Annotated in this window: 22 protein-coding genes; 11 read left to right on the forward strand and 11 right to left on the reverse strand. The window is 65.2% G+C overall.

Annotation, left to right across the window (positions count from 1 at the left end; translation table 11 throughout):
* Nucleotides 1-79: 79 nt before the first annotated feature.
* Nucleotides 80-1,327, reverse strand: coding sequence for an MFS transporter (locus tag KYE46_RS01275; protein ID WP_219002915.1), 1,248 nt, complete (start codon nt 1,325-1,327; stop codon nt 80-82).
* Nucleotides 1,328-1,473: 146 nt separating this feature from the next.
* On the opposite strand from KYE46_RS01275, the gene zapE reads away from it, so the two are divergent.
* Nucleotides 1,474-2,559 carry a cell division protein ZapE gene (zapE, locus tag KYE46_RS01280; RefSeq protein ID WP_219002918.1) on the forward strand — a complete coding sequence of 362 codons (1,086 nt, stop codon included), beginning with the start codon at nt 1,474-1,476 and terminating at the stop codon, nt 2,557-2,559.
* A gap of 20 nt (nt 2,560-2,579) precedes the next feature.
* On the opposite strand, the gene KYE46_RS01285 is transcribed toward zapE, so the two are convergent.
* From KYE46_RS01285 to KYE46_RS01305, 5 genes are all read right to left on the reverse strand, one after another.
* Nucleotides 2,580-3,206: a chloramphenicol acetyltransferase gene (locus KYE46_RS01285; protein WP_219002920.1), complete on the reverse strand. Its 627-nt coding sequence runs from the start codon at nt 3,204-3,206 to the stop codon at nt 2,580-2,582.
* Between the two features lie 9 nt (nt 3,207-3,215).
* A complete protein-coding gene (locus KYE46_RS01290; protein ID WP_219002922.1) occupies nt 3,216-3,722 on the reverse strand; it encodes a hypothetical protein in 507 nt (168 codons plus the stop codon).
* Nucleotides 3,723-3,778: 56 nt separating this feature from the next.
* The gene (locus KYE46_RS01295; RefSeq protein WP_219002924.1) at nt 3,779-5,044 is read right to left on the reverse strand and encodes a bifunctional folylpolyglutamate synthase/dihydrofolate synthase; all 1,266 of its coding nucleotides are present in this window, start codon (nt 5,042-5,044) and stop codon (nt 3,779-3,781) included.
* Nucleotides 5,045-5,133: 89 nt separating this feature from the next.
* Nucleotides 5,134-6,096 carry an acetyl-CoA carboxylase, carboxyltransferase subunit beta gene (gene accD / locus KYE46_RS01300; protein WP_219002926.1) on the reverse strand — a complete coding sequence of 321 codons (963 nt, stop codon included), beginning with the start codon at nt 6,094-6,096 and terminating at the stop codon, nt 5,134-5,136.
* 73 nt (nt 6,097-6,169) lie between these two features.
* On the reverse strand, nt 6,170-7,051 hold the full coding sequence (locus KYE46_RS01305; RefSeq protein WP_219002928.1) for a CPBP family intramembrane glutamic endopeptidase: 882 nt from the start codon (nt 7,049-7,051) through the stop codon (nt 6,170-6,172).
* 160 nt (nt 7,052-7,211) lie between these two features.
* Here KYE46_RS01305 and KYE46_RS01310 point away from each other — a divergent pair, with 160 nt between their 5' ends.
* From KYE46_RS01310 to KYE46_RS01335, 6 genes are all read left to right on the forward strand, one after another.
* Entirely contained in the window at nt 7,212-7,511 is a 300-nt protein-coding gene (locus KYE46_RS01310) for a hypothetical protein (protein ID WP_219002930.1), read from the forward strand.
* A 123-nt stretch (nt 7,512-7,634) separates the two neighbouring features.
* Nucleotides 7,635-9,398 carry a dihydroxy-acid dehydratase gene (gene ilvD / locus KYE46_RS01315; RefSeq protein ID WP_219002932.1) on the forward strand — a complete coding sequence of 588 codons (1,764 nt, stop codon included), beginning with the start codon at nt 7,635-7,637 and terminating at the stop codon, nt 9,396-9,398.
* A complete protein-coding gene (locus KYE46_RS01320; protein WP_219002934.1) occupies nt 9,385-10,107 on the forward strand; it encodes a hypothetical protein in 723 nt (240 codons plus the stop codon). Before ilvD ends, KYE46_RS01320 begins: the two co-directional genes overlap by 14 nt.
* A gap of 69 nt (nt 10,108-10,176) precedes the next feature.
* Nucleotides 10,177-10,950, forward strand: coding sequence for a DUF6478 family protein (locus KYE46_RS01325; protein WP_219002936.1), 774 nt, complete (start codon nt 10,177-10,179; stop codon nt 10,948-10,950).
* 27 nt (nt 10,951-10,977) lie between these two features.
* On the forward strand, nt 10,978-11,349 hold the full coding sequence (locus KYE46_RS01330; RefSeq protein ID WP_219002938.1) for a hypothetical protein: 372 nt from the start codon (nt 10,978-10,980) through the stop codon (nt 11,347-11,349).
* Nucleotides 11,350-11,474: 125 nt separating this feature from the next.
* Nucleotides 11,475-11,888, forward strand: coding sequence for a DUF7282 domain-containing protein (locus KYE46_RS01335; RefSeq protein ID WP_219002940.1), 414 nt, complete (start codon nt 11,475-11,477; stop codon nt 11,886-11,888).
* Nucleotides 11,889-12,032: 144 nt separating this feature from the next.
* On the opposite strand, the gene KYE46_RS01340 is transcribed toward KYE46_RS01335, so the two are convergent.
* On the reverse strand, nt 12,033-13,250 hold the full coding sequence (locus KYE46_RS01340) for an argininosuccinate synthase (RefSeq protein ID WP_219002942.1): 1,218 nt from the start codon (nt 13,248-13,250) through the stop codon (nt 12,033-12,035).
* A gap of 81 nt (nt 13,251-13,331) precedes the next feature.
* On the opposite strand from KYE46_RS01340, the gene KYE46_RS01345 reads away from it, so the two are divergent.
* Together KYE46_RS01345 and ilvA are read left to right on the forward strand one after the other, a co-directional pair.
* The gene (locus tag KYE46_RS01345; RefSeq protein ID WP_219002944.1) at nt 13,332-14,147 is read left to right on the forward strand and encodes a hypothetical protein; all 816 of its coding nucleotides are present in this window, start codon (nt 13,332-13,334) and stop codon (nt 14,145-14,147) included.
* A gap of 52 nt (nt 14,148-14,199) precedes the next feature.
* Nucleotides 14,200-15,447: a threonine ammonia-lyase IlvA gene (gene ilvA, locus KYE46_RS01350; protein ID WP_219002946.1), complete on the forward strand. Its 1,248-nt coding sequence runs from the start codon at nt 14,200-14,202 to the stop codon at nt 15,445-15,447.
* Between the two features lie 6 nt (nt 15,448-15,453).
* On the opposite strand, the gene KYE46_RS01355 is transcribed toward ilvA, so the two are convergent.
* The gene (locus KYE46_RS01355; protein ID WP_219002948.1) at nt 15,454-15,780 is read right to left on the reverse strand and encodes an Hpt domain-containing protein; all 327 of its coding nucleotides are present in this window, start codon (nt 15,778-15,780) and stop codon (nt 15,454-15,456) included.
* A gap of 172 nt (nt 15,781-15,952) precedes the next feature.
* On the opposite strand from KYE46_RS01355, the gene KYE46_RS01360 reads away from it, so the two are divergent.
* Nucleotides 15,953-17,227 (forward strand): PP2C family protein-serine/threonine phosphatase, encoded by a 1,275-nt coding sequence (locus KYE46_RS01360; protein WP_247716882.1) that lies wholly within the window; start codon nt 15,953-15,955, stop codon nt 17,225-17,227.
* Here the strand turns inward: KYE46_RS01360 and KYE46_RS01365 are convergent.
* Nucleotides 17,224-17,667: an NUDIX hydrolase gene (locus tag KYE46_RS01365; protein WP_219002950.1), complete on the reverse strand. Its 444-nt coding sequence runs from the start codon at nt 17,665-17,667 to the stop codon at nt 17,224-17,226. The genes KYE46_RS01360 and KYE46_RS01365 overlap by 4 nt on opposite strands.
* Before the next feature lie 81 nt (nt 17,668-17,748).
* Between KYE46_RS01365 and KYE46_RS01370 the strand changes: the two genes are divergently transcribed.
* Nucleotides 17,749-18,714 (forward strand): KpsF/GutQ family sugar-phosphate isomerase, encoded by a 966-nt coding sequence (locus KYE46_RS01370; protein ID WP_219002952.1) that lies wholly within the window; start codon nt 17,749-17,751, stop codon nt 18,712-18,714.
* A 64-nt stretch (nt 18,715-18,778) separates the two neighbouring features.
* Here KYE46_RS01370 and KYE46_RS01375 read toward each other — a convergent pair whose 3' ends face one another.
* Both KYE46_RS01375 and KYE46_RS01380 read right to left on the reverse strand, forming a co-directional pair.
* Complete coding sequence (locus KYE46_RS01375) at nt 18,779-19,099, reverse strand: hypothetical protein (RefSeq protein WP_219002954.1); 321 nt, start codon at nt 19,097-19,099, stop codon at nt 18,779-18,781.
* Nucleotides 19,100-19,294: 195 nt separating this feature from the next.
* Entirely contained in the window at nt 19,295-20,599 is a 1,305-nt protein-coding gene (locus tag KYE46_RS01380; protein ID WP_219002956.1) for a UDP-glucose dehydrogenase family protein, read from the reverse strand.
* Nucleotides 20,600-20,608 lie beyond the last annotated feature (9 nt).

Here is a 20,608-nt window from a genome sequence, read left to right on the forward strand (position 1 = left end):
GGGCTCTGCCCCAAATCGTATAAATGGGGGGCTCTGCCCCCCGGGCCCCCCGGAGTTGTAAAGCCAAGATGAAGGAGGCTCAGGCGGCGAGGGGCGCGCGCTTGCCGAGGGGGATTTCCTTGATCGGCAGGTGGATGATGGCGCTGAGGGCGCCGACGCCCACGCCGACCCACCAGACTGCCGTGTAATTGCCGGTGGCGTCGAAGAGCTCTCCACCGAGCCAGACGCCCATGAAGCTGCCCAGTTGGTGGCTGAAGAAGACGATGCCGTAGAGCGTTCCCATGTAGCGCAAGCCGTAGATGTAGCCCACGAGACCGCTGGTCAGGGGCACCGTCGCGAGCCAGAGGGAGCCCATGACCGCCGAGAAGACGATGACCGAGAGGGGTGTCATCGGCAGCATGATGAAGGCGGCCGCGGCGATTGTGCGGCCGGTGTAGATGGCGGCCAGAAGCAGTTTCTTGGAGTAGGTCTTGCCGAGGTAAGCGGCCGCGAGCGTCCCGCCGATATTCGCCGCGCCGATCACCGCGATGGCCATGGCGCCGAGGCCTGAGGTCGTGGTGACGCCAAGGGAATGCAGGAAACTGCCCGGCACGATGGGGCCGCAGAATTCGGTAATGAAGGCGGGGAAGTGCGCGGTGATGAAACCCAGTTGATAGCCGCAGGAAAAGAAGCCGATGAAGATCAGCGTGAAGGAGGGATCGCGGATCGCCTTGCCGAGGATCGCGGCCATGGTTTCGTCCAGGCCCGGCGCCGCCGCACGCTCGGGCGCGCGCAGGAGCGGCAGGAAGAGAAGCGAGGCGAAGACGAGGCCTGCAAAGATCAGGAAGACGCTCTGCCATGGGAAGACCCCCAGAAGCGCCTCGGCCAAGGGCGGGCCGACGATCTGGCCGGCGGAGCCCATGGCGGTCGCAACGCCCAGGGTCATCGAGCGGTTTTCGTCCGTCGAGGCGCGCGCGACCATGGCGAGGATCACGCCAAAGCCCGTCCCCGCGATGCCGAAGCCTACGAGGATCTCCAGCAGCTGATGCTGGCCCGGCGTGATCGCGTAGGCCGAGACCACGAGGCCCACCACGTACATGCCGACCCCCAGAAGGATCGCCTTGCGGTCGCCGAACTTCTCGGCAATCGCCCCGAAGAGCGGTTGTCCGACGCCCCAGGCGAGGTTCTGTATCGCGATGGCCATGCTGAACTCGGCCCGGAGCCAGCCGAATTCATCGGCGATGGGGATCTGGAAGACGCCGAAGCTGGCGCGGATCGCGAAGCTGATCAGGATGATGGCGCAGCCGCCGATGAGAACCGGGGTGAAGAGGCTGTTCTGACGATCCATGGGGGCGGTCCTTCGCGCGATACCGAGCGACTTTGTCGTGGCGGATCGGCGGCGTCAAATCAGACATCGTGACGCGGTGCTTCAATTTCGGTGAAGCGGTTGTTTTCCATGGGCAACCCCCCCGGCGATCCGTTAGAACCGCCCCCATGTCGCAACCACTTACCTTGCTCTACGATACCCGCGTCGCCGAGGGGCTGCTGCGCCCCGATCCTGCTCAACGTGCTGTCATGGAACGGCTGGAGGAGGTTCGCGAGATGCTCGACGCGCCGCGACCGAAGGGATTCCTCGCCCGGTTTCGCAAGGCAGAGCCGACCGGCAAGCAGGGGCTCTATCTCTGGGGTGGCGTCGGGCGGGGCAAGTCCATGCTGATGGACCTGTTCTACCAGCACGCGGGCATATCGCAGAAGCGCCGGGTGCATTTTCACGCCTTCATGCAGGAGGTTCAGGCAGCGCTGCACGAGGCGCGCAAAACCGGTGTCGATGATGCGATCAAGCCGGTGGCCGAGGACATCGCGCGCGGTCTGAAGCTTTTGTGCTTCGATGAGATGCAGATCACCGACATCGCCGACGCGATGATCGTCGGGCGGCTGTTCGAGCGGCTTTTCGATGCCGGGGTCGTGGTTGTCACGACCTCGAACCGACCGCCGAAGGACCTCTACATGGACGGATTGAACCGGCAGCTCTTCGTGCCGTTCATCGAACTGCTGGAAGAAAAGATGGAGGTCGACCAGCTCGATGCAAGGACCGATTACCGGCAGGATCGCCTGTCGGGTGAGAAGGTCTGGTTCACCCCGGCGGATGTCAATGCGAAGCGCGCCATCGATCTGATCTGGCGTGATCTGACCGGCGGCCGGGATGAGCCGCTGACGTTGGAAGTGAAGGGACGCCGTGTGGTGATCCCGCGGTTCTGGGCGGGTCAGGCGCGGGCGCCGTTCGATACGCTCTGCGGCAAGGCCCTTGGACCGGCGGATTACCTCGCGCTGGTCGACGAGGCGAACGTGCTGGTGCTGGAGGATATCCCGGTGATGGGCCCGGCGAAGGCCAACGAGGCGAAGCGCTTCGTGACGCTGATCGATACGCTCTACGAGGCCGGTGTTCGGCTGATTGCGAGCGCCGAGGCCGAGCCGGAAGAGCTCTACGTCAGCGGTACCGGCGTCTTCGAGTTCGAACGCACCGCAAGCCGCCTGCGCGAAATGCAGGGGGCTGATTGGGGCTCGGGGTCAGACAAGTAGAACTTGACTGAAGCGGCTGCTTACAGGCTGTCCATCGCCTCCTGCACGGCGGTGAAAAAGGCGCCGACATGGGCGCCGTCGGCCAGCGCGTGGTGGACCTCCAACGTCATCGCCATGGACCACTTTCCGTCAAGCTCCACGATCTTGCCCCAACTGACGCGGGGAATGCAGTCGTCCGGACCGGGCATGGCGTTGTTGATCGAGGAATAATCGAGCCACGGCATGCAGGACATGTAGCACAGGTCGTCGCGCTCGCCGGTGTTTGCGGCAAGATCACCGGTCCGGGCGGCCGCGTCGATCAGCGTCTTGGCAGTCGTGCCGAAGCGGCTGAAGTCCGGGTCATAGGGCACGTAGGCATAAGAAAAACTTCCCCGAGCGGTCGGGACGGTCATCGACATGTCGACGGCGTCGTGGCGGATCACGCTGTCTCCCCGGAACCGCATGAGCAACTCCGGCACCGCGTGGATGCCGGTGCCGATGCCATAGAGGCTCGCCCGGTAGGGAGAGACGCCGGCCGGTTTCAGGCGCGTCATCAGGTGGGTCACGTCGATGCGCGAAGTGACGGCAAAATGAGGGCGCTGAAAGCCTCGGAAGAAGTGGAACTGACCGGCGCGGGGCCAGGACGACAGGTCTACGGGATGTTCCATCGGGCGCTCCTAGCTGGTCGGGATCGTTGTCTCGCAGCTTAGTGCCACATCCATCGGCTGCGCGAAAAGCGGCGTGTCCGGATCGATGGAGCTTTCCTCGATCCAGACGTTGTTGATGCAGACATCCTGCGCGTAATTGCCACCGTTCCAGCCAAAGCCATCGACCGCGCCGCAGTTGTTCACCTGACCGTTCGCGTTCCACTCCTGATAGGAATTCTGCGATTCGATCCCCCCTGTGGGGAACTGCAGCCGATCGGTATCGAAGCGCAGCCGCCATGAGGTTTGGGGCGTCAGGTCGGTGAGGTTCCACGAGCCGATGGCGACGCCGTCGATCAGGCCGATGATCTGGAAGCTGGTGACATCCGCCTCGGTGATCAGCCCGGTGTTCTGCAGAGCGTCCGGGAAGCCGATCTGGCCTTCCATCGTGTAGCCATTGGCACCAACCCAACAGAACTGGAACTGGGCGGCCTGAACCGGGGCGGCGGCGAGGAGGAGGGCGGCGAAAGCATATTTCATTCCGCGAGCGTGGCGTCTGCGGGTGAGAGCGTCAACCATCGGCAGGGCTGCGGCTGTCACCCATTGGTCTTCAGGATTTCGCCCGCGAGGTAGAGCGATCCGCAGATCAGCACGCGGGCCGTGGGATCCGCCGCGCTGATCCGGGCCAGCGCCGCATCGACGTCCGGCGCGACCTGCGCCTCAAGACCGGCCGACCGGGCGGCCGCAGCGGTTTCATCCGCGCTCAGCGTCGCCCCCTGACCGGGAATCGACACGGCGGTGAGGCTTTCGACGCAGGGCGCCAGCGGAGCCATGTAGCCTGTCACGTCCTTGGTATTGAGCATGCCGCAGATCAGGTAGGTCGGACGCTGCGGCAAGGTCTCCAGCGTCGCGACGATGGCATGGGCGGCATGGGGGTTGTGGCCTCCGTCGAGCCAGAGCTCGACCCCGGGCGCGGCCTCGACCAGCGGGCCGTGGCGGAGCTTCTGCATCCGGGCGGGCCAATGGGCGTTTTGCATCGCCGCGTCGGGATTGCCGACGCCAAGGGTCCGCAGGGCAGCCAGCGCGGTGCCCGCGTTCTGCACCTGGTGCGGACCGGCGAGGGCGGGGAGCGGCAGGTCGAGCAGGCCGGTTTCGTCCTGGAAGATCAGCCGCTCCCGCTCGGTCGTGACGTGCCAGTGTTGGCCATGGGCGATCACCGGCGCGCCGAGGCGGGCGGCCTTCGCCTCGATCACCTCGAGCGCGGCCTCCTGCTGCGGGCCGACGACGACGGGCACGCCGCGCTTGATGATGCCCGCCTTCTCTCCGGCGATCTCTTCCAGCGTCTCGCCGAGGTACTGCTGATGGTCGAGCGCCACCGGCGTGATGACGCTGAGCGCGGGGCGGTCGACGACATTGGTCGCGTCCAGCCGCCCGCCGAGGCCGACCTCGAGCAGGGTGAAATCGGCAGGCGTCTGCGAGAAGGCGAGGAAAGCGGCGGCGGTGGTGATCTCGAAATAGGTGATCGCATCGGGCCCGTTGGCCGCGAGGCAGGTATCGAGGGTGCGCGACAGGTGATCCTCGTCGATCAGCTCCCCCGCAAGGCGGATGCGCTCGTGGAAGCGGGCGAGATGCGGCGAGGTATAGGCGTGGGCGGTTAGCCCCGCCCCCTCCAGCCCGGCGCGGATCATCGCCTGGGTCGAGCCCTTGCCGTTGGTGCCCGCGACATGGATCACCGGGGGCAGGCGGCGTTCGGGGTGGCCCAAGGCCGCCAGCAGGCGCTCCATCCGGTCGAGCGTCAGGTCGATGATCTTCGGATGCAGCGCCATCATCCGGTCGAGCAGGTGATCAGACTTGACCGTCATGGCGTAACCTCAAGGCGGGGCGCCGGGGGCTGGTTGCGGGAGCCTCCGGCGGGAGTTGTAGGGGCCAAGATGAAGGGGAGCGGCGCGCTTCAGTCGGCCTTGGGGGGCGCGACCTTGGCGGGATCTGCGTTGGGCTCGGGCGGCTCCGTGGGGGCCTCGGGCGCTTCGGTGCCGGGGGCGGGAAGATCGCCCGCGACGGCGGGGGATTGGCCCATGAGCATCCGGGTGATGGTGATCAGCTCCTCGCGCAGCTGCGCGCGGTGGGTGACGCGGTCGAGCATGCCGTGGTCGAGCAGGTATTCGGCGCGCTGGAAGCCCTCGGGCAGTTTCTCGCGGATCGTCTGTTCGATGACGCGGGGGCCGGCGAAGCAGATCAGCGCGTTGGGTTCGGCGATATGGACGTCGCCGAGCATCGCGTAGGAGGCGGTGACGCCGCCGGTCGTGGGGTGGGTGAGCACGACGATGTAGGGGAGGTTTGCCTCTTTCAGCATCTGCACGGCCACGGTGGTGCGGGGCATCTGCATCAGCGAGAGGATGCCTTCCTGCATCCGCGCGCCACCGGCGGCGGAGAAGAGGATCAGCGGGCGTTTGAGGGCCACGGCGCGTTCGGCGGCGGCAATGATCGCGTTGCCGACATACATGCCCATGGAACCACCCATGAAGGAGAAATCCTGCGCGGCGGCGACGATCGGGGTGCGGCCCATCTCGCCCTCGGCCACCAGCATCGCCTCGGTCTCGGAGGTGCTGGCGCGGGCGGCCTTCAGGCGGTCTGGATATTTCTTCTGGTCGCGGAATTTCAGCGGATCGGTGAGCGGCTCGGGCACCGAGATCTCGGTGAAGATGCCGTTGTCGAAGAGCGACGCGAAGCGGTCGCGCGGCTTCAGCGCCATGTGATGGTCGCAGTTGGTGCAGACGTTGAGGTTGTCCGAAAGCTCGCGGTGGAACAGCATCGTGCCGCATTCGCTGCACTTGGACCACAGGTTCTCGGGCGTCTCGCGACGGGAGAAGATGGAGTTGATCCGCGGGCGGACGTAGTTGGAAATCCAGTTCATGGTCGCAAAATTCCGGTCATTTGGCTTGTTGCGGAGATATTGTGCAATCGGGCAAATTGCAAATGCCGATCGCTCACGCGCGGCTAACCGCCGTGCGGATGATGAGCCAGGTTACCACTGTGGTCGCCATGTCCAGCAGGATCAGCGGCCTGATTTCGGCCGCCGCGGCGGAGACGGGGGCGGTATAGAGCGCAAGGCCGGACAGCGGGCCGTCGAGCGCCACGATCAGGATCGCCACGACATTGTTGGCGAAGTGGAAGCCCCACGCCGCCCCGATGGAGCCTGTTTTCGCCGTCAGATCCGCCGCCAGCAGGCCGAACAGCCCGGCGGCTGCGACGATGTAGAGGGCGTTGTCGCCCATGACCTCGGGTTGATAGTGCAGCGAGGCGAAGAGCAGTGACGGCAGCACCATCCACCAAAGCGGCGAGCGGAACCGAGCCGCGAGTTGTTGCTGCAGGTAGCCGCGAAACAGGAGCTCTTCCGCACCGGTTTGCAGCAGGACTCCGAGAAACGCCATCGGCAGGAACGACAGCCAGAGCGCGCGCTCCATCGCCGGCTCGATCCGGATGTCGGTGGGAAGCAGGAAGGACGCGCCGTAGACCAGCGCACAGACCAGCAGCGCCAGCCCGAAGTGGCGCAGGGTCCGTGGCAGGGGGCCAAAGAGGCTCCAGACGCCGCGCCGGTGCAGGATCACGGCGGCCAGCATCGGCCCGATGGCCATGCCCACGAAGGTCGCCAGCACCAGCAGCGTGCCGGTGGGGCCTGTCGCCTCGACCATCTGGGTGGCCCAGTGCTCGATCCCCTGCGGCCCCGAGAAGACGACGATGGCGGCGAAGACCACGGCGATGCCGAGGCCGTAGATGGCCGCGCACAGCAGCAGGCCCAGAAGGAGACGCCAGAGTTGCGGATAGCGGCGGGCCGGGGCCAGGAAGGCGGAGTGGGCGGGATACTGCATCGAGGTGCCTTGTTGCTTCGGCGGTTGCCAAAAGCCTACCGCGCCCGATGTCGCGCCGCAATCATCGGCGACGGGCTTGCCGAGCGCCGCGCAGGAATCGTTGACCTAACGGCAGGCTGTTTGCAGCATGGCGCGATTGTCGATGAAAAGGAGTGATTTTATGGGAATTTCGGGAAAACTGGTCTGCGCGGCTCTGGCCTTGGCGGCAACCGGCTGCGTCATGACATCGGCACCGGCGCCGGTCATGGACACGCAGGCCATGTCGGCGGCCTGCATCCGGGCGGTCGAGATCGAGACCAACAACCACGACGTGGTGATCCTCGGCTCAGACCCGCGCGGCGGGCTTCATGATTACACCTTGGAGGTCGGGGGCACCGGCATCTGGTCCTGCATGGTCACCCCCTCGGGGCAGGTCATGGGCGTCAGCCTTCTGGGTTCCGACGGCTCGCCTCTGGCGTAGAACCGGCAGGGGGCGCGGCATATCAGGCCGCTCCCTCCCTTGCCCCTTTTCGCGCGGCGCACTATCCCGGTCGAAAGCCAAGTTTCTGGCTCGAACCAACGTCAAGTTTCAGGGAGACGCGCCATGACCGCCAACCGGCCAGACAAATCCAGATTGCCAAGCCGCCATGTGACGGAGGGCCCCGAGCGCGCCCCGCACCGGTCGTATTTCTACGCGATGGACCTGACGCAGGAACAGATCGACCAGCCCTTCGTCGGCGTCGCCACCTGCTGGAACGAGGCCGCGCCCTGTAACATCGCGCTGAACTGGCAGGCCCAGTCCGTGAAGCACGGCGTTCTGGCCGCGAACGGCACGCCGCGCGAGTTCACCACGATCACCGTCACCGACGGCATCGCCATGGGGCATGAGGGGATGCGGTCGTCGCTTGCCTCGCGCGACGCGATCACTGATACGGTCGAGCTGACGATGCGCGGCCACTGCTATGACGCGCTGGTCGGCCTTGCAGGCTGCGACAAGTCCCTGCCCGGCATGATGATGGCCATGGTGCGCCTGAACGTGCCGTCGGTCTTCATCTATGGCGGCACGATCCTTCCCGGCAAGGCGCCCGCGGACGCGGAAGTTCCGGCCGAATTCGCCAACCGCGACCTGACCGTGCAGGACATGTTCGAGGCCGTGGGCAAGTACCAGTCCGGCGAGTTGAGCGAGGCCGCCTTGGCGGTTCTCGAGCGCGTCGCCTGCCCCTCCGCCGGCGCTTGCGGTGGCCAGTTCACCGCCAATACGATGGCCTGCGTGTCCGAGGCAATTGGTCTGGCGCTGCTGAACTCCTCCGGCATGCCCGCGCCATACGAGGGCCGCAAGGAATTCGGCGATGCCTCGGGACGCGCGGTGATGAACCTGCTCGACAAGAACATCCGCGCCCGTGACGTGGTGACGCGGAAGGCGCTGGAGAACGCAGCGCGCGTCGTGGCCTGCACCGGCGGCTCCACCAACGCGGGCCTGCACCTGCCCGCGATTGCCCACGAGGCGGGGATCGACTTCGATCTCTTCGACGTCTGCGATATCTTCAAGGACACGCCCTACTTCGTCGATATGAAGCCCGGTGGCCAATACGTCGCCAAGGACCTCTACGAGGTGGGCGGCGTGCCGGTGGTGATGAAGGAGCTGCTCAAGGAAGGCCTGCTCCACGGTGATGCACTGACCGCAACCGGCGAGACGATGGAAGAGGCGCTCGACAAGATCCAGGGCCAGCCCGATGGCCGGGTGATCCACACGGTGCAGAACCCGCTGACCAAGACCGGCGGCGTTGTCGGCCTGAAGGGCAACCTCGCCGTGGAAGGCGCGATCGTGAAGGTCGCGGGCATGGACGAGGAACAGCAGGTCTTCTCCGGTCCGGCGCGGGTCTTCGAATGCGAGGAAGATGCCTTCGCCGCCGTCAAGGCGCGCGGCTACGAGGAGGGCGAGGTGATCGTCATCCGCAACGAGGGCCCCAAGGGCGGCCCCGGCATGCGCGAGATGCTGGCGACCACGGCCGCGCTGTCCGGTCAGGGCATGGGCAAGAAGGTGGCGCTGATCACCGACGGCCGCTTCTCGGGCGCGACGCGGGGCTTCTGCGTCGGTCACGTGGGCCCCGAGGCTGCCGTGGGCGGGCCCATCGGCCTGCTGGAGAACGGCGACATGATCACCATCAACGCGCTGACCGGTGAATTGTCCGTCGATCTGACCGACGAAGAGCTGGAGACCCGCCGCAGCAACTGGAAAGGCCCGCGCGAGACGATCTACGCCTCGGGCGCGCTGTGGAAATACGCGCAGCTGGTGGGCGAGGCCCGCTACGGCGCCGTGACCCACCCGGGCGGGAAAGCGGAAAAGCACGTCTATGCCGATCTCTGAACGGCTCTGCCTGTCCGGCGTCATGGCACTGGTCATGGCGCTGGCAGGCTGCGTCGACGGGTTGAGCCTCGGCGGCGCTCTCAACGATGCGCCGCGCGAGGTGCAGGTCACCTCGGATGCCGTGACGATCACGGGGCCGCGGGGCTTCTGCGTCGATCCCACGGCCACGCGCAACAGCAATGACACCAGCTTCGTGCTTCTGGGCAATTGCGCCGCGATCTCGGGCTCGGCGCGGGCGCGGCAGCCCGATGTCCCGGCGGTGCTGACGGCGGCAATCTCGGCGCCCTCCTCGGGGGCCAGCCTGACCGCCAACCTAGAGGCGCTGGAGGTTTTCTTCCTGACGGAGGATGGCCGCGCGTTGCTGAGCCGCTCGGGCGATGCCGCCTCGGTGCAGATCCTCGACACGCGGATCGAGCAGGACATGTTCCTGATCCACGCGCGCGACAGCAGCGCCGGCGACGTGGTCGGCGTGGCCTCGGACTACTGGCGCGCCTACATGGAAATCGGGGCGCGGCTGGCCAGCCTGTCGGTTCTGGCTCTGGAGGATGCCGAGGTCAGCGACATGCAGGCGCTGGCGACCCTCACCCGCTTCGCGGCCGCCGTTCAGGCCGCCAACCCGACGCCCGACGCGGCAGAGGAGCCACAGGGTGCCGGCGAAGAATTGACAACCCCCTTCCGCAGAGGGCTTTTTCAGCGGATATTCCAGTAACCGGTTGCCAAGAGACATCTGCTATAAGGATGCCATGGCAACGGGGTGTGCGTACGAGGGACAGCAGTGATGGGTCAGGAATTTCCTGGGAAATTTGGAGGGTTTGGCCTCGGTCAGACGCTCAAACGCTGGCAGCGCGCGCTGCGCAATCCCGCGATGCTGTCCTCGGTCGAACTCAAGCGCATGAACCGCGAGATTCAGGGAATGCGAGACCGGCTCGATACGATGGCCGCCAAGTCCCGCTCTGCCATCCTGTCGCGCTCCGGCGAAGTCGAAGGCGTGGCCCGTCCCGATCAATGCGACTGGATCAGCCGCCCCGCCCCCTGGCGTGAGGAAATGCGCCCGCGCGGGATCGTCGGGCTGAACTCTCCGCAACCGCTGGCCGGTGGCGCAACCGTGTTCCATGACGCCCACCACGCCGAGATGACCCTGCGCCAGGAACGCGCACCGCATTGGGCGCCGGGTGCGCAGTTCGGACTGGTGCTGGAGGTCTATCGCTCGGATGGGTCCTTCGTGTCTTTCGTGCAGGACCTGCCGCCCGAGGCTCTCGTCGGGCTGACCCGCAACCACTTCATCGCGGTGAACCTCGTCGCCGACCGGGAAGAGCCGGTGGAGATGTATGCAAGGCTCAACATCCAGCACGGCCCGAACGTGGAGCAACTGGTGCGGCAGGTCGATTTCGACGGCACCACAGGGCAGGCGGAATTCGATCTGGCCTATACGAAAATCAACGAGAAGCGGCTGGAAAAGGCCTGGTTGGACCTGATCGTCGAAGGGCCGAAGATGGTCCGGATCGCGCTGTGGGACATGGTGCTGCTGCGCGCCCCCCGCGCCGACTTCTAGGACACCCATCGCAAGGAACTGAAGATCATGGCAGAAGCATTGGTGCGCACGAGCTTGCAGGCGGGACGCTATGAGGGCGTTCTGACCGGCGCGGGTCAGACCGAGATCGAGGCGTTGCACAAGGGCCGCATCGTGGGCGTGGCGCAGGTCACGGCGCACCCGACCGAGGCCGGCGCGATGCATGTCGCGTTGAACCTGCCGCCGGATGTGCTGAGCGACGGGGTGCAGGTGGTCGGCTTGCGTTCCACCGCCTCTGGCGAAGTGCTCGACCGGGTCACCCTGATGGCCGGATCGGCGCTCGATGAGGACATTCGCGGCGAGGTGAGCCTGCTGCGCGAAGAGCTCGAGATGCTCAAACGCGCCTTCCGCCGCCATTGCGCGGAGACCGGGCAGGACTGAGCCTCCACCCCGCTCCCAAAACTTTTTTCAGATTTTTCCGATTGGCTGAAACTTTCATATCCCCTGTTACGTGACTGCAGTGTCAGGGCCGAACAGATGGCCCCACACCAATGGGAGATATTGATATGAAACTTTTTGCAGCCACCTCCGCCGCCATGATCCTTTCCGCAGGCGCCGCTTTCGCTGACGCCCACGCTGGCCCGATGGTCGAAGCAACGGATCAATCCGTCGCCAACGGCGTCGTCAGCGCCGACACGGTCATGGCCCCTGCCAATGGCTGGCTCGTCGTTCACCGCACCGATGCCGACATGGCACCGGGCCCGGTTGTCGGCCACGCCCCCCTTCGCGAAGGTCCGAATACCGACGTTGCCGCGATCCTCACCGAAGATGTTGCCGCCGGTGACATGCTGATGCTGATGGTTCACGGCGAAGACGGCGGCACGATGACGGGTATCTTCGAATACACGCTCGGCGCGTCAGAAGACGGCCCCGTCCGTATGGACGGCGACCTGGTCATGACCGTTGTGACCGCGCAGTAATTCTTCGGAATACAGATAAGTTAGCGCAGCGTGTGGTTGCTGCGTGAAACGGGCGGTGCACCCTGTGCGCCGCCCGCTTATTTTGTGCCACCCATGGCGCTAAGTGTGTTCAGCACGCCCCCGTAAAAGGGCGCGCCGCAACGATCACTTGAACTTTCGGTTCCGCGCGGCCAACAGCTTCAGACGCAGCGCGTTGAGCTGGATGAAGCCCTGTGCGTCGGTCTGATCGTAGGCACCCATGTCCTCTTCGAAAGTCACGTGGGCCTCGGAGTAGAGCGAATGGTCCGACCAGCGCGCGATGGTGCGCACGCCGCCCTTGTAGAGCTTCAGGCGGACGGTGCCCGTCACATGCTCCTGGCTCTTGTCGATCAGGGCCTGCAGCATTTCGCGCTCGGGCGAGAACCAGAAGCCGTTGTAGATCAGCTCCGCGTAACGCGGCATGATGCTGTCCTTCAGATGGCCCGCGCCGCTGTCCAGCGTGATCTGTTCGATGCCGCGATGAGCTTCCAGCAGGATGGTGCCGCCCGGCGTCTCGTAGATGCCGCGGGATTTCATCCCGACGAAACGGTTCTCCACCAGGTCGAGGATACCGATGCCGTGCTTGCCGCCGAGACGGTTCAGCTCGGTCAGGATCGAGGCCGGGCTCATCGCCTCGCCGTTGATCGAAACCGCGTCACCCTTCTCGAAACCGATTTCCACGGTTTCAGGCTCATCGGGGGCATCCTCGGGGCGGGTGATGCGCTGAAGGATATGATCGGGCGCTTCCTCGGCCGGATCTTCCAGCATCTTGCCCTCAGAGGAGGTGTGCAGGAGGTTCGCGTCGACGCTGAACGGCGCCTCGCCGCGTTTGTCCTTGGCGATCGGAATCTGGTGCTTCTCGGCAAACTCGATCAGCTTGGTGCGCGAGCCGAGGTCCCACTCACGCCAGGGCGCGATGACCTGGATCTCGGGGTTCAGGGAATAGGCGCACAGCTCGAAGCGGACCTGGTCGTTGCCCTTGCCGGTGGCCCCGTGGGACACGGCATCGGCACCGGTTTCCTCGGCGATCTCGACCAGACGCTTGGAAATCAGCGGACGGGCGATGGAGGTGCCAAGCAGGTAAAGCCCCTCGTAGAGCGCATTGGCGCGGAACATCGGGAAGACGAAATCGCGCACGAATTCCTCGCGCAGGTCCTCGATGTAGATGTCCGAGGCGCCCATCATCTCGGCCTTCTTGCGCGCGGGCTCCAGCTCTTCGCCCTGGCCCAGATCGGCAGTGAAGGTCACGACCTCGCAGCCATACTCCGTTTGCAACCATTTCAGGATGATCGAGGTATCGAGGCCGCCGGAATAGGCGAGCACGACCTTCTTGGGCGCTGACATTGAGAGGTACTCCGTGATGCACAGTTGACGCAGGCGGCGATACCGGGTTTTCAGGGGCGGAGCAAGCAAGTGGAGCGTCCCATGGACTATGGCTATCAGCTCCTGCGCCACGTTTTCGCGCAGGTCTTCGGCAATTTGCCCCAGGCCGCCCGGATTACGCTGGTCCTGCTGGCCGCGCCGATGGTGGTCGTTTTCGTGACCAACCCCGGCTTGCTGGACGGCACCGCCTTCCATTTCAATCCCGACACCGGGACGACGGATTTCTCGTCCCTCCAACCCCTTGGTGCGCTTCTGACCGTTATCGTCGGGTTGATCAGCTGGCTGTGGGCGGCTGTCGCGTGGCACCGCTACGTGCTGCTCGAGGAATATCCCAATGGACTTCTACCGCGCTGGCGCGGGTCGAACATCGCGAATTACTTCGGCAATGCGCTGCTGATCCTGCTGGTCATGATTGCCGTCGCCTTGTTGGGCGGGATCGTCGTGGGGATCTTCGTGGCCGTGCTGCAAAGCCCGGCCATCATCGTGGCGCTCGGCATCGGCCTGATCATCGGCGTGTCGTGGATGGCCACGCGGGTGGGCCTCGTCCTGCCTGCCGCCGCGATTGGCGAGCGGCTGACCCTGCGCGAAAGTTGGGCCGCCACCGCGCCGGTGTCGGGTCAGATCATCCTGCCGATCATCGTGATCGCGCTCGTAACCACGATCCTCAACCAAGGCATCGTTGCCGTCTTCGGCACCTCCGTCGACGTGATGACACCCATCGGCCAGCAGCAGCAGGTGACGCTCTCGGCCATTGGCGTGGTGTTGAGCGTCGCCGTCGGTTGGGCGCAGATGCTGGTGAACCTCGCGCTGATGACGACGCTTTACGGCAACCTTATCGAAGGGCGTCAGTTGAATTGATTTCGGCCAACTCACACTGGACTCGCGCCGCGGTTCGGGCCAAGCGAGACCCATGAAAGATTTTGCCTCCGCCGCCCAAGCCACGACCGTCGCCCTGCGGGACCTGTTCCCCGCCACGCCGCTTCTGAAGAACGCCTACCTGAGCGAGCGTTTCGGTGCGGATATCTGGCTCAAGCGCGAGGATCTGTCGCCGGTCCGATCCTACAAGCTGCGCGGGGCGTTCAACGCGATGCGCAAGGTGCGCGCGGCGACGCCCGAGATCACCGATTTCGTCTGCGCCAGCGCCGGCAACCACGCGCAGGGCATGGCCTTCGTCTGCGCCCATTTCGGCGTGCGCGGGCGCATCTACATGCCGGTGACCACGCCCGAGCAGAAGGTGCTGAAGACCCGAACCTTTGGCGGAGACGCGGTGGAGATCGTGCTGGAGGGGGATTTCTTCGACGAGACCCAGGCCGCCGCGAAAGCCTATTGCGCCGAGGTCGGCGCGCATTTCCTCTCGCCCTTCGACGATCCCGACGTGATTGAGGGGCAGGCCTCGGTCGCCGTCGAAATGCTCGATCAACTGGGCCGCGCGCCCGATCATCTGGTGCTGCCCGTGGGCGGCGGCGGCCTCTCCTCCGGCATGCTCTCCTACCTGCGCGAGGTCGGGGCCGAGACCCACACGACGCTGGTGGAGCCTGCGGGCGGCCCGAGCCTCACCGCCGCGCTTAAGATCGGCGCGCCGCAGACGATCGAGATCACCGATACCTTCGTGGACGGCGCCGCCGTGGCGCGCATCGGCGACCGCAACTTCGAGGTTTTGCGCAACGTGCCCAAACGCGACGTGCTGATCGCGCCCGAGAACCGGATCTGCGTCACCATTCAGGAAATGCTGAACCTTGAAGGCGTGGTGCTGGAGCCTGCCGGGGCGCTCTCGATCAACGTGCTTGATGACATCCGCGACCAGGTCGCGGGCAAGACGGTCGTCTGCGTGACATCGGGCGGCAACTTCGATTTCGAGCGTCTGCCCGAGGTGAAGGAGCGGGCGCAGAAATGGCAGGGGCTCAAGAAATACTTCATCCTGCGCCTGCCGCAGCGCCCCGGCGCCCTGCGTGATTTCCTTGATCTCCTTGGCGATGACGACAACATCACCCGCTTCGAGTACCTCAAGAAAAATTCACGCAACTTCGGCTCGGTCCTGATCGGCATCGAATCGGCCCGCGCCAGCAGCTTCCCCGAGCTGGAGGAACGCGTCGCCTCCCGCGGGTTCGGCTTCCGCGACATTACCGATGATCAGATCCTCGCGGATTTCCTGATCTGAGCCGCCTCACGCGGCGCTGGCAAGTTCCGGCACCTGCGGCGTCACCTCGGCCAGGGCAGAGGCAAAGGCATCGGCCACGGCGCGAATGTCCGGCGTAGCGCCCTCGTTGCAGGCATCTTCCGCCCGCGTGCAGGCCGCGACGAGCGCGACAAATCCCAGGTTCGCCGCCGAGCCGCGCAGGAAATGGAAATCCGCGGCCGTGGCGGCCTGCGGCGTCAGCCTGTGCAGCGTCTCCTGCAGCTCCGCCACGAAAAGCAGCGCCACGTCGGCGAAATCCTCTTCCCCGATGTCCGCGCGCAAATCATTCAGCCGATCCCAGTCCACGTGGGTCATCATCGCCTCCTATCTCTTGGGGCCGGGTCTATCCGACAAGCCGTTAACAAAATGGCCGGGATGACGGGCAAGACCCTTAGAATTTTTGCATTCATCGCCCGTTAAGGGAAAGCGTCCACAGTCTCGCGAAACGCAACGCGAGGATTCCATGGGGGCTGCAAGACCAGAACCGGTGATCCCCTCTCTGATGATCGGAGAGGAGCACCCGCGCACCAATGGCCTGTCCCCGGCGCTGACCGTGCTGGTGCTGGATGACAGCCCGGCGCAGCGCAACATGGTCTGCGCCTTCCTGCGAAAATGGGGGCACCGCGCGATCTCTACCGGCGATCCGGTGGAGGCGCTGGCAAGGGCGCGCGATCCCGAAATCTCGCTGATCCTCTGCGACTGGATGATGCCCGAGATGACCGGGCCGGAGTTCTGCCGATGCCTGCGCGCCGAGGTGACGGAGACCTATCCCTACGTGCTGCTTCTCACCTCCAAGAATGAACGCAGCGCCGTGCCCGAAGGCTTGGCCGCGGGTGCCGATGATTTCCTCAGCAAACCCGTGCGGCCGCCCGAACTTCAGGCCCGCATGAACGCCGGCGCCCGCATCGTGGCGATGCAACGGGAGCTGCGCGCCAAGAACGGCCTGCTCGAAACCACGCTTGACGAGTTGCAGCAGGTCTACAGCGCCATCGACCGCGATCTGGATGAGGCGCGGCGCCTGCAGATGGCCTCGCTTCAGGACAGGCACTGCGCGCGCGACGGGGGCGACGTGTCCCTTCTGCTGGAAGCAAGCGGCCATGTCGGGGGTGACATGGTGGGCCATTTCAAGGTCTGCGACTATGTCGTGGGGCTCTACAGCATCGATGTGTCCGGCCACGGCGTTGCCTCCGCCATGCTGGCCGCGCGGATCGCCGGCATGCTGTCCGAGGCGTCGCCGGATCAGAACATCGCCATGCAACGCGGGTCCGACGGCGCGTTTCACGCTCTCTCGCCCGAACTTGCGGCAGCGCGGATGAACGCGCTGATGCTGAAGGAGGTTCAGACCGACCGCTACTTCACCATCTGCATCGCCTTCGCGAACCTGCGCAGCGGGGCGGTCCGGATGGTTCAGGCCGGGCACCCCCACCCGATGATCCTGCGTGCAGGCGGGCAGGTGGATGTGATCGGCGATGGCGGGCCTCCGGTCGGCCTGCTGCCCGACATGCCCTTCACCTCCTTCGAGGCGCAGCTTTCGCCCGGCGATCGCTTGCTGCTCTATTCCGACGGTCTGACGGAATGCCCCGACCCCTCCGGCACCATGCTGGACGACGCTGGCCTGATCACCCTAATGCGCACCCATCGCGACCTTGCCGGAACCGAATTTCTGGATGCGCTGCGCAACGGCCTTGTGGGCTTCGCAGGCCATGAAGATTTCCCCGATGACCTCTCTGCCCTGCTCTTCAGCTATCGCGGACGCGGCTAGAGGCCCGCGAGATACTGCGCCACGAAATGCCTGTCGCCCGCCACGGCAAGCTTCTCGCGCGCCACCTCCCACGGCAGGAATACCGCGGTGTGGCCCGGCTCTGTCGGGGCCGACCAGCGACGCCCAAGCCGCGCGGCATAGATGTGACACTGTTTATGCGCGTATTGATCGTAATCCGGCATGTAGGTGTAGCGGTGAAACATCCCCAACCGACGCGGGGAATGGATGCGGTAGCCGGTCTCTTCCATGACTTCCCGGTGCAGCGCCGCCAGCGGTTGCTCTCCGGGATCGATGCCGCCGCCGGGCAGCTGCAATTCCGGCGTGGTGATCTCTTGAAAGCTGGCCAGAATGCAGTCACCGGCATCGATGATCGCATAGATGCCGGGGCGGGGGCGGTAGGTGCGCCCGACCTCGGGCCAATGTCCGAAACGCTTGTTCATGGGCTGACTTGTGCCACGGGGACGCATGTGCGCAAAGCCAATCCTCTCGCCAAGCGCGTTGTGCTCGGATAAAGGGCGGATATGACCCAGAACCAAGCTCAATCCCTGCGCGACACCGGCGCGCGCGTATTGCGGACCGAGGCGCAGGCCGTCGCGGCGCTGGCCGAGGCCCTGCCGGAAGATTTCGCCGCCGCCGCCGAGGCGATCCTCGCCACCACGGGCCGCGTGATCCTCTGCGGTATCGGCAAATCCGGCCACATCAGCCGCAAGATCAGCGCGACCTTTGCCTCCACCGGCACGCCCTCCGCTTTTGTCCATGCCGCCGAGGCCAGCCACGGCGATCTGGGCATGGTGATGCCCGGCGATCTGGTGATCCTGATCTCCAATTCCGGCGAAACGACGGAGCTGAATGACATCATCGGCCATGTCGCACGCTTCTCGATCCCGCTGATCGGCATTTCGAAAAAGCCCGACAGCACCCTGATGCGCGCCGCCGATTACCGCCTGACCCTGCCGCCCGCGCAAGAGGCCTGCTCCCTCGGCATGGCGCCCACGACCTCCACCACGCTGGCATTGGCGCTTGGTGATGCGCTGGCCGTCGCGGTGATGGAGCGGCGCGGGTTCCTGCCCGAGCATTTCCGGACCTTCCACCCCGGTGGCAAGTTGGGCGCACAGCTCTCTACTGCCGCGCAACTGATGCACGGACCCGAGGCGCTGCCGCTGGTCGATGCCGCAACGCCGATGGCGGAAACATTGGTGGTGATGAGCGAGAAGAGCTTCGGGATCGCCGGCGTGGTCGAGGGTGAGCGCCTGATCGGCGTCATCTCGGACGGCGACCTGCGGCGCAACATCGCCCACCTTACCGAGCATACGGCCGGCGAGGTCGCGACGACACGACCACGCACCATCGCGCCGGATCTGCTGGCTGCCGAAGCGATGGGCATGATGGCCACCAACAAGATCACCGCGCTTTTCGTGGTGGACCCGGACATGCGGCCCCTAGGGATCATCCACCTGCACGACCTGCTGCGCGCGGGCCTCGCCTGACAACGAAAAAACCCCCCACAGCGGGGGCTGCGAGGGGTTTCTTCAAGTGAACGTCGGGGGCGTATTAGCCGTCGCCGTCAACGCCTTCTTCTTCGTTCTCTTCCAGCTCTTCGAAGATCTCTTCACCTTCTTCGGGCATGGTGTCGGCTTCGGTCACGCAGTCGATCTCTTCGAGGGTCATGTCCTCGGACTCGTTCTCGTTCTCAACGGTCGGGTTCATGCACTCGACATCGCCGTCAAGCACTTCGCCTTCACGCACTTCCGACGGGGTGTCGGCGTCTGCGTTCAGGATCTCTTCTGCGGTTTCGTTGGTCGTCTGAGCGAACGTCGGGGCGACCATCAAAGCAGTGGCAGTGGCGGCGGCAATAATCTTAAAGCGGGTCATCGTAGTTCCTTTCGGTTGCATTGGTTGAACAACACGACGTCGGCGAAATTGGTTGCAGCGAAAGAGTCGATTTTTGAGGGGACCCGCCGGGATGACCCGCTCCAACCCCTTGTTTCATTGGAAAACTCGCGCGCCATACCGGTACACATTTTCGCAGTGATAACGCCTATGTGATCGCAGCAGGCGCCCCCGCCCCTACCGTCCGACGCCCTCGTAGGCCTCGAAGCCCGCGCGTTTGGCGTCGCGGCGGTTGTAGATGTTGCGCAGGTCGGCCATCCGCGGCGTCGCCATCTTCTTGGCGACCTTCGCGAGGTCCAGCGCGCGGAACTCGTTCCATTCGGTCAGGATCACCACCAAGTCGGCGTTCTGCGCCGCCTTGTAGGGGTCTTCCATCCAGTTCACGCCCGGCAGCAGCGCCTCGCCCTCGCGGTGGCCTTGCGGGTCGACCACGCGCACCTTTGCGCCGCCGCCCACCAGAGCCGGCACGATGGTCAGCGAGGGCGCGTCGCGCATGTCATCGGTGTTGGGCTTGAACGTCACGCCGAGCACCGTCACCACCTTGCCGTTGAACGAGCCGTCGCAGAGATCGCGCAGCTTCTCGATCATCCGGTGCTTCACGCCGTCGTTCACCCGGATCACCGCCTCGACGATGCTTTGCGGCACCGCGTGGTCCTGACCGATCCGCGCCAGCGCGCTGGTGTCCTTGGGGAAGCAGGAGCCGCCATAGCCCGGCCCTGCGTGCAGGAACTTGTTGCCGATCCGCCCGTCCATGCCGATGCCCTTGGAGACCTCTTTCACGTCCGCGCCGACCTTCTCGCAGAGCGCCGCGATCTCGTTGATGAAGGTGATCTTCGTGGCGAGGAAAGCGTTGGCGGCGTATTTGATCATCTCGGCGGATTCCAGATCGGTGGTGACCACCGGGAAGTCGCGCAGGAAGAGCGGGCGGTAGATCTCGTCCATCACCTCGGCTGCGCGCGGGCTCTGGACGCCGACCACGACCCGGTCGGGGCGCATGAAGTCGTCGATCGCCGCGCCCTCGCGCAGGAACTCGGGGTTCGAGGCCACGTCGAACTCCAGATCCGGACGGGCCTTCTGGACCACCTGCTTGACCTTGCGGTTGGTGCCCACGGGCACGGTGGACTTCGTGACGATGACGCCGTAGCCGGTCATCGCGTGGGCGACCTCCTCGGCGGCGGCCATCACGTAGGTCAGATCCGCATGGCCATCGCCCCGCCGCGTCGGCGTGCCCACCGCGATGAAGACCGCATCGGCCCCATCGACCGCGCTGGCCAGATCCGTGGTGAAGGACAGCCGCCCGCTCTCGACGTTCTTCGCCATCAGCGCATCGAGCCCCGGCTCGTAGATCGGCACCTTCCCGTCATTGAGCATCTCGATCTTGCGGGGATCCTTGTCGACGCAGATCACGTCATGCCCGAAATCCGAGAAACAGACGCCCGAGACAAGGCCAACATAGCCGGTGCCAATCATCGTAATGCGCATTTGGGTGGT

The organism is Gymnodinialimonas ceratoperidinii, assembly GCF_019297855.1.
In the GTDB taxonomy this organism is placed as follows: Bacteria; Pseudomonadota; Alphaproteobacteria; order Rhodobacterales; family Rhodobacteraceae; genus Gymnodinialimonas; species Gymnodinialimonas ceratoperidinii.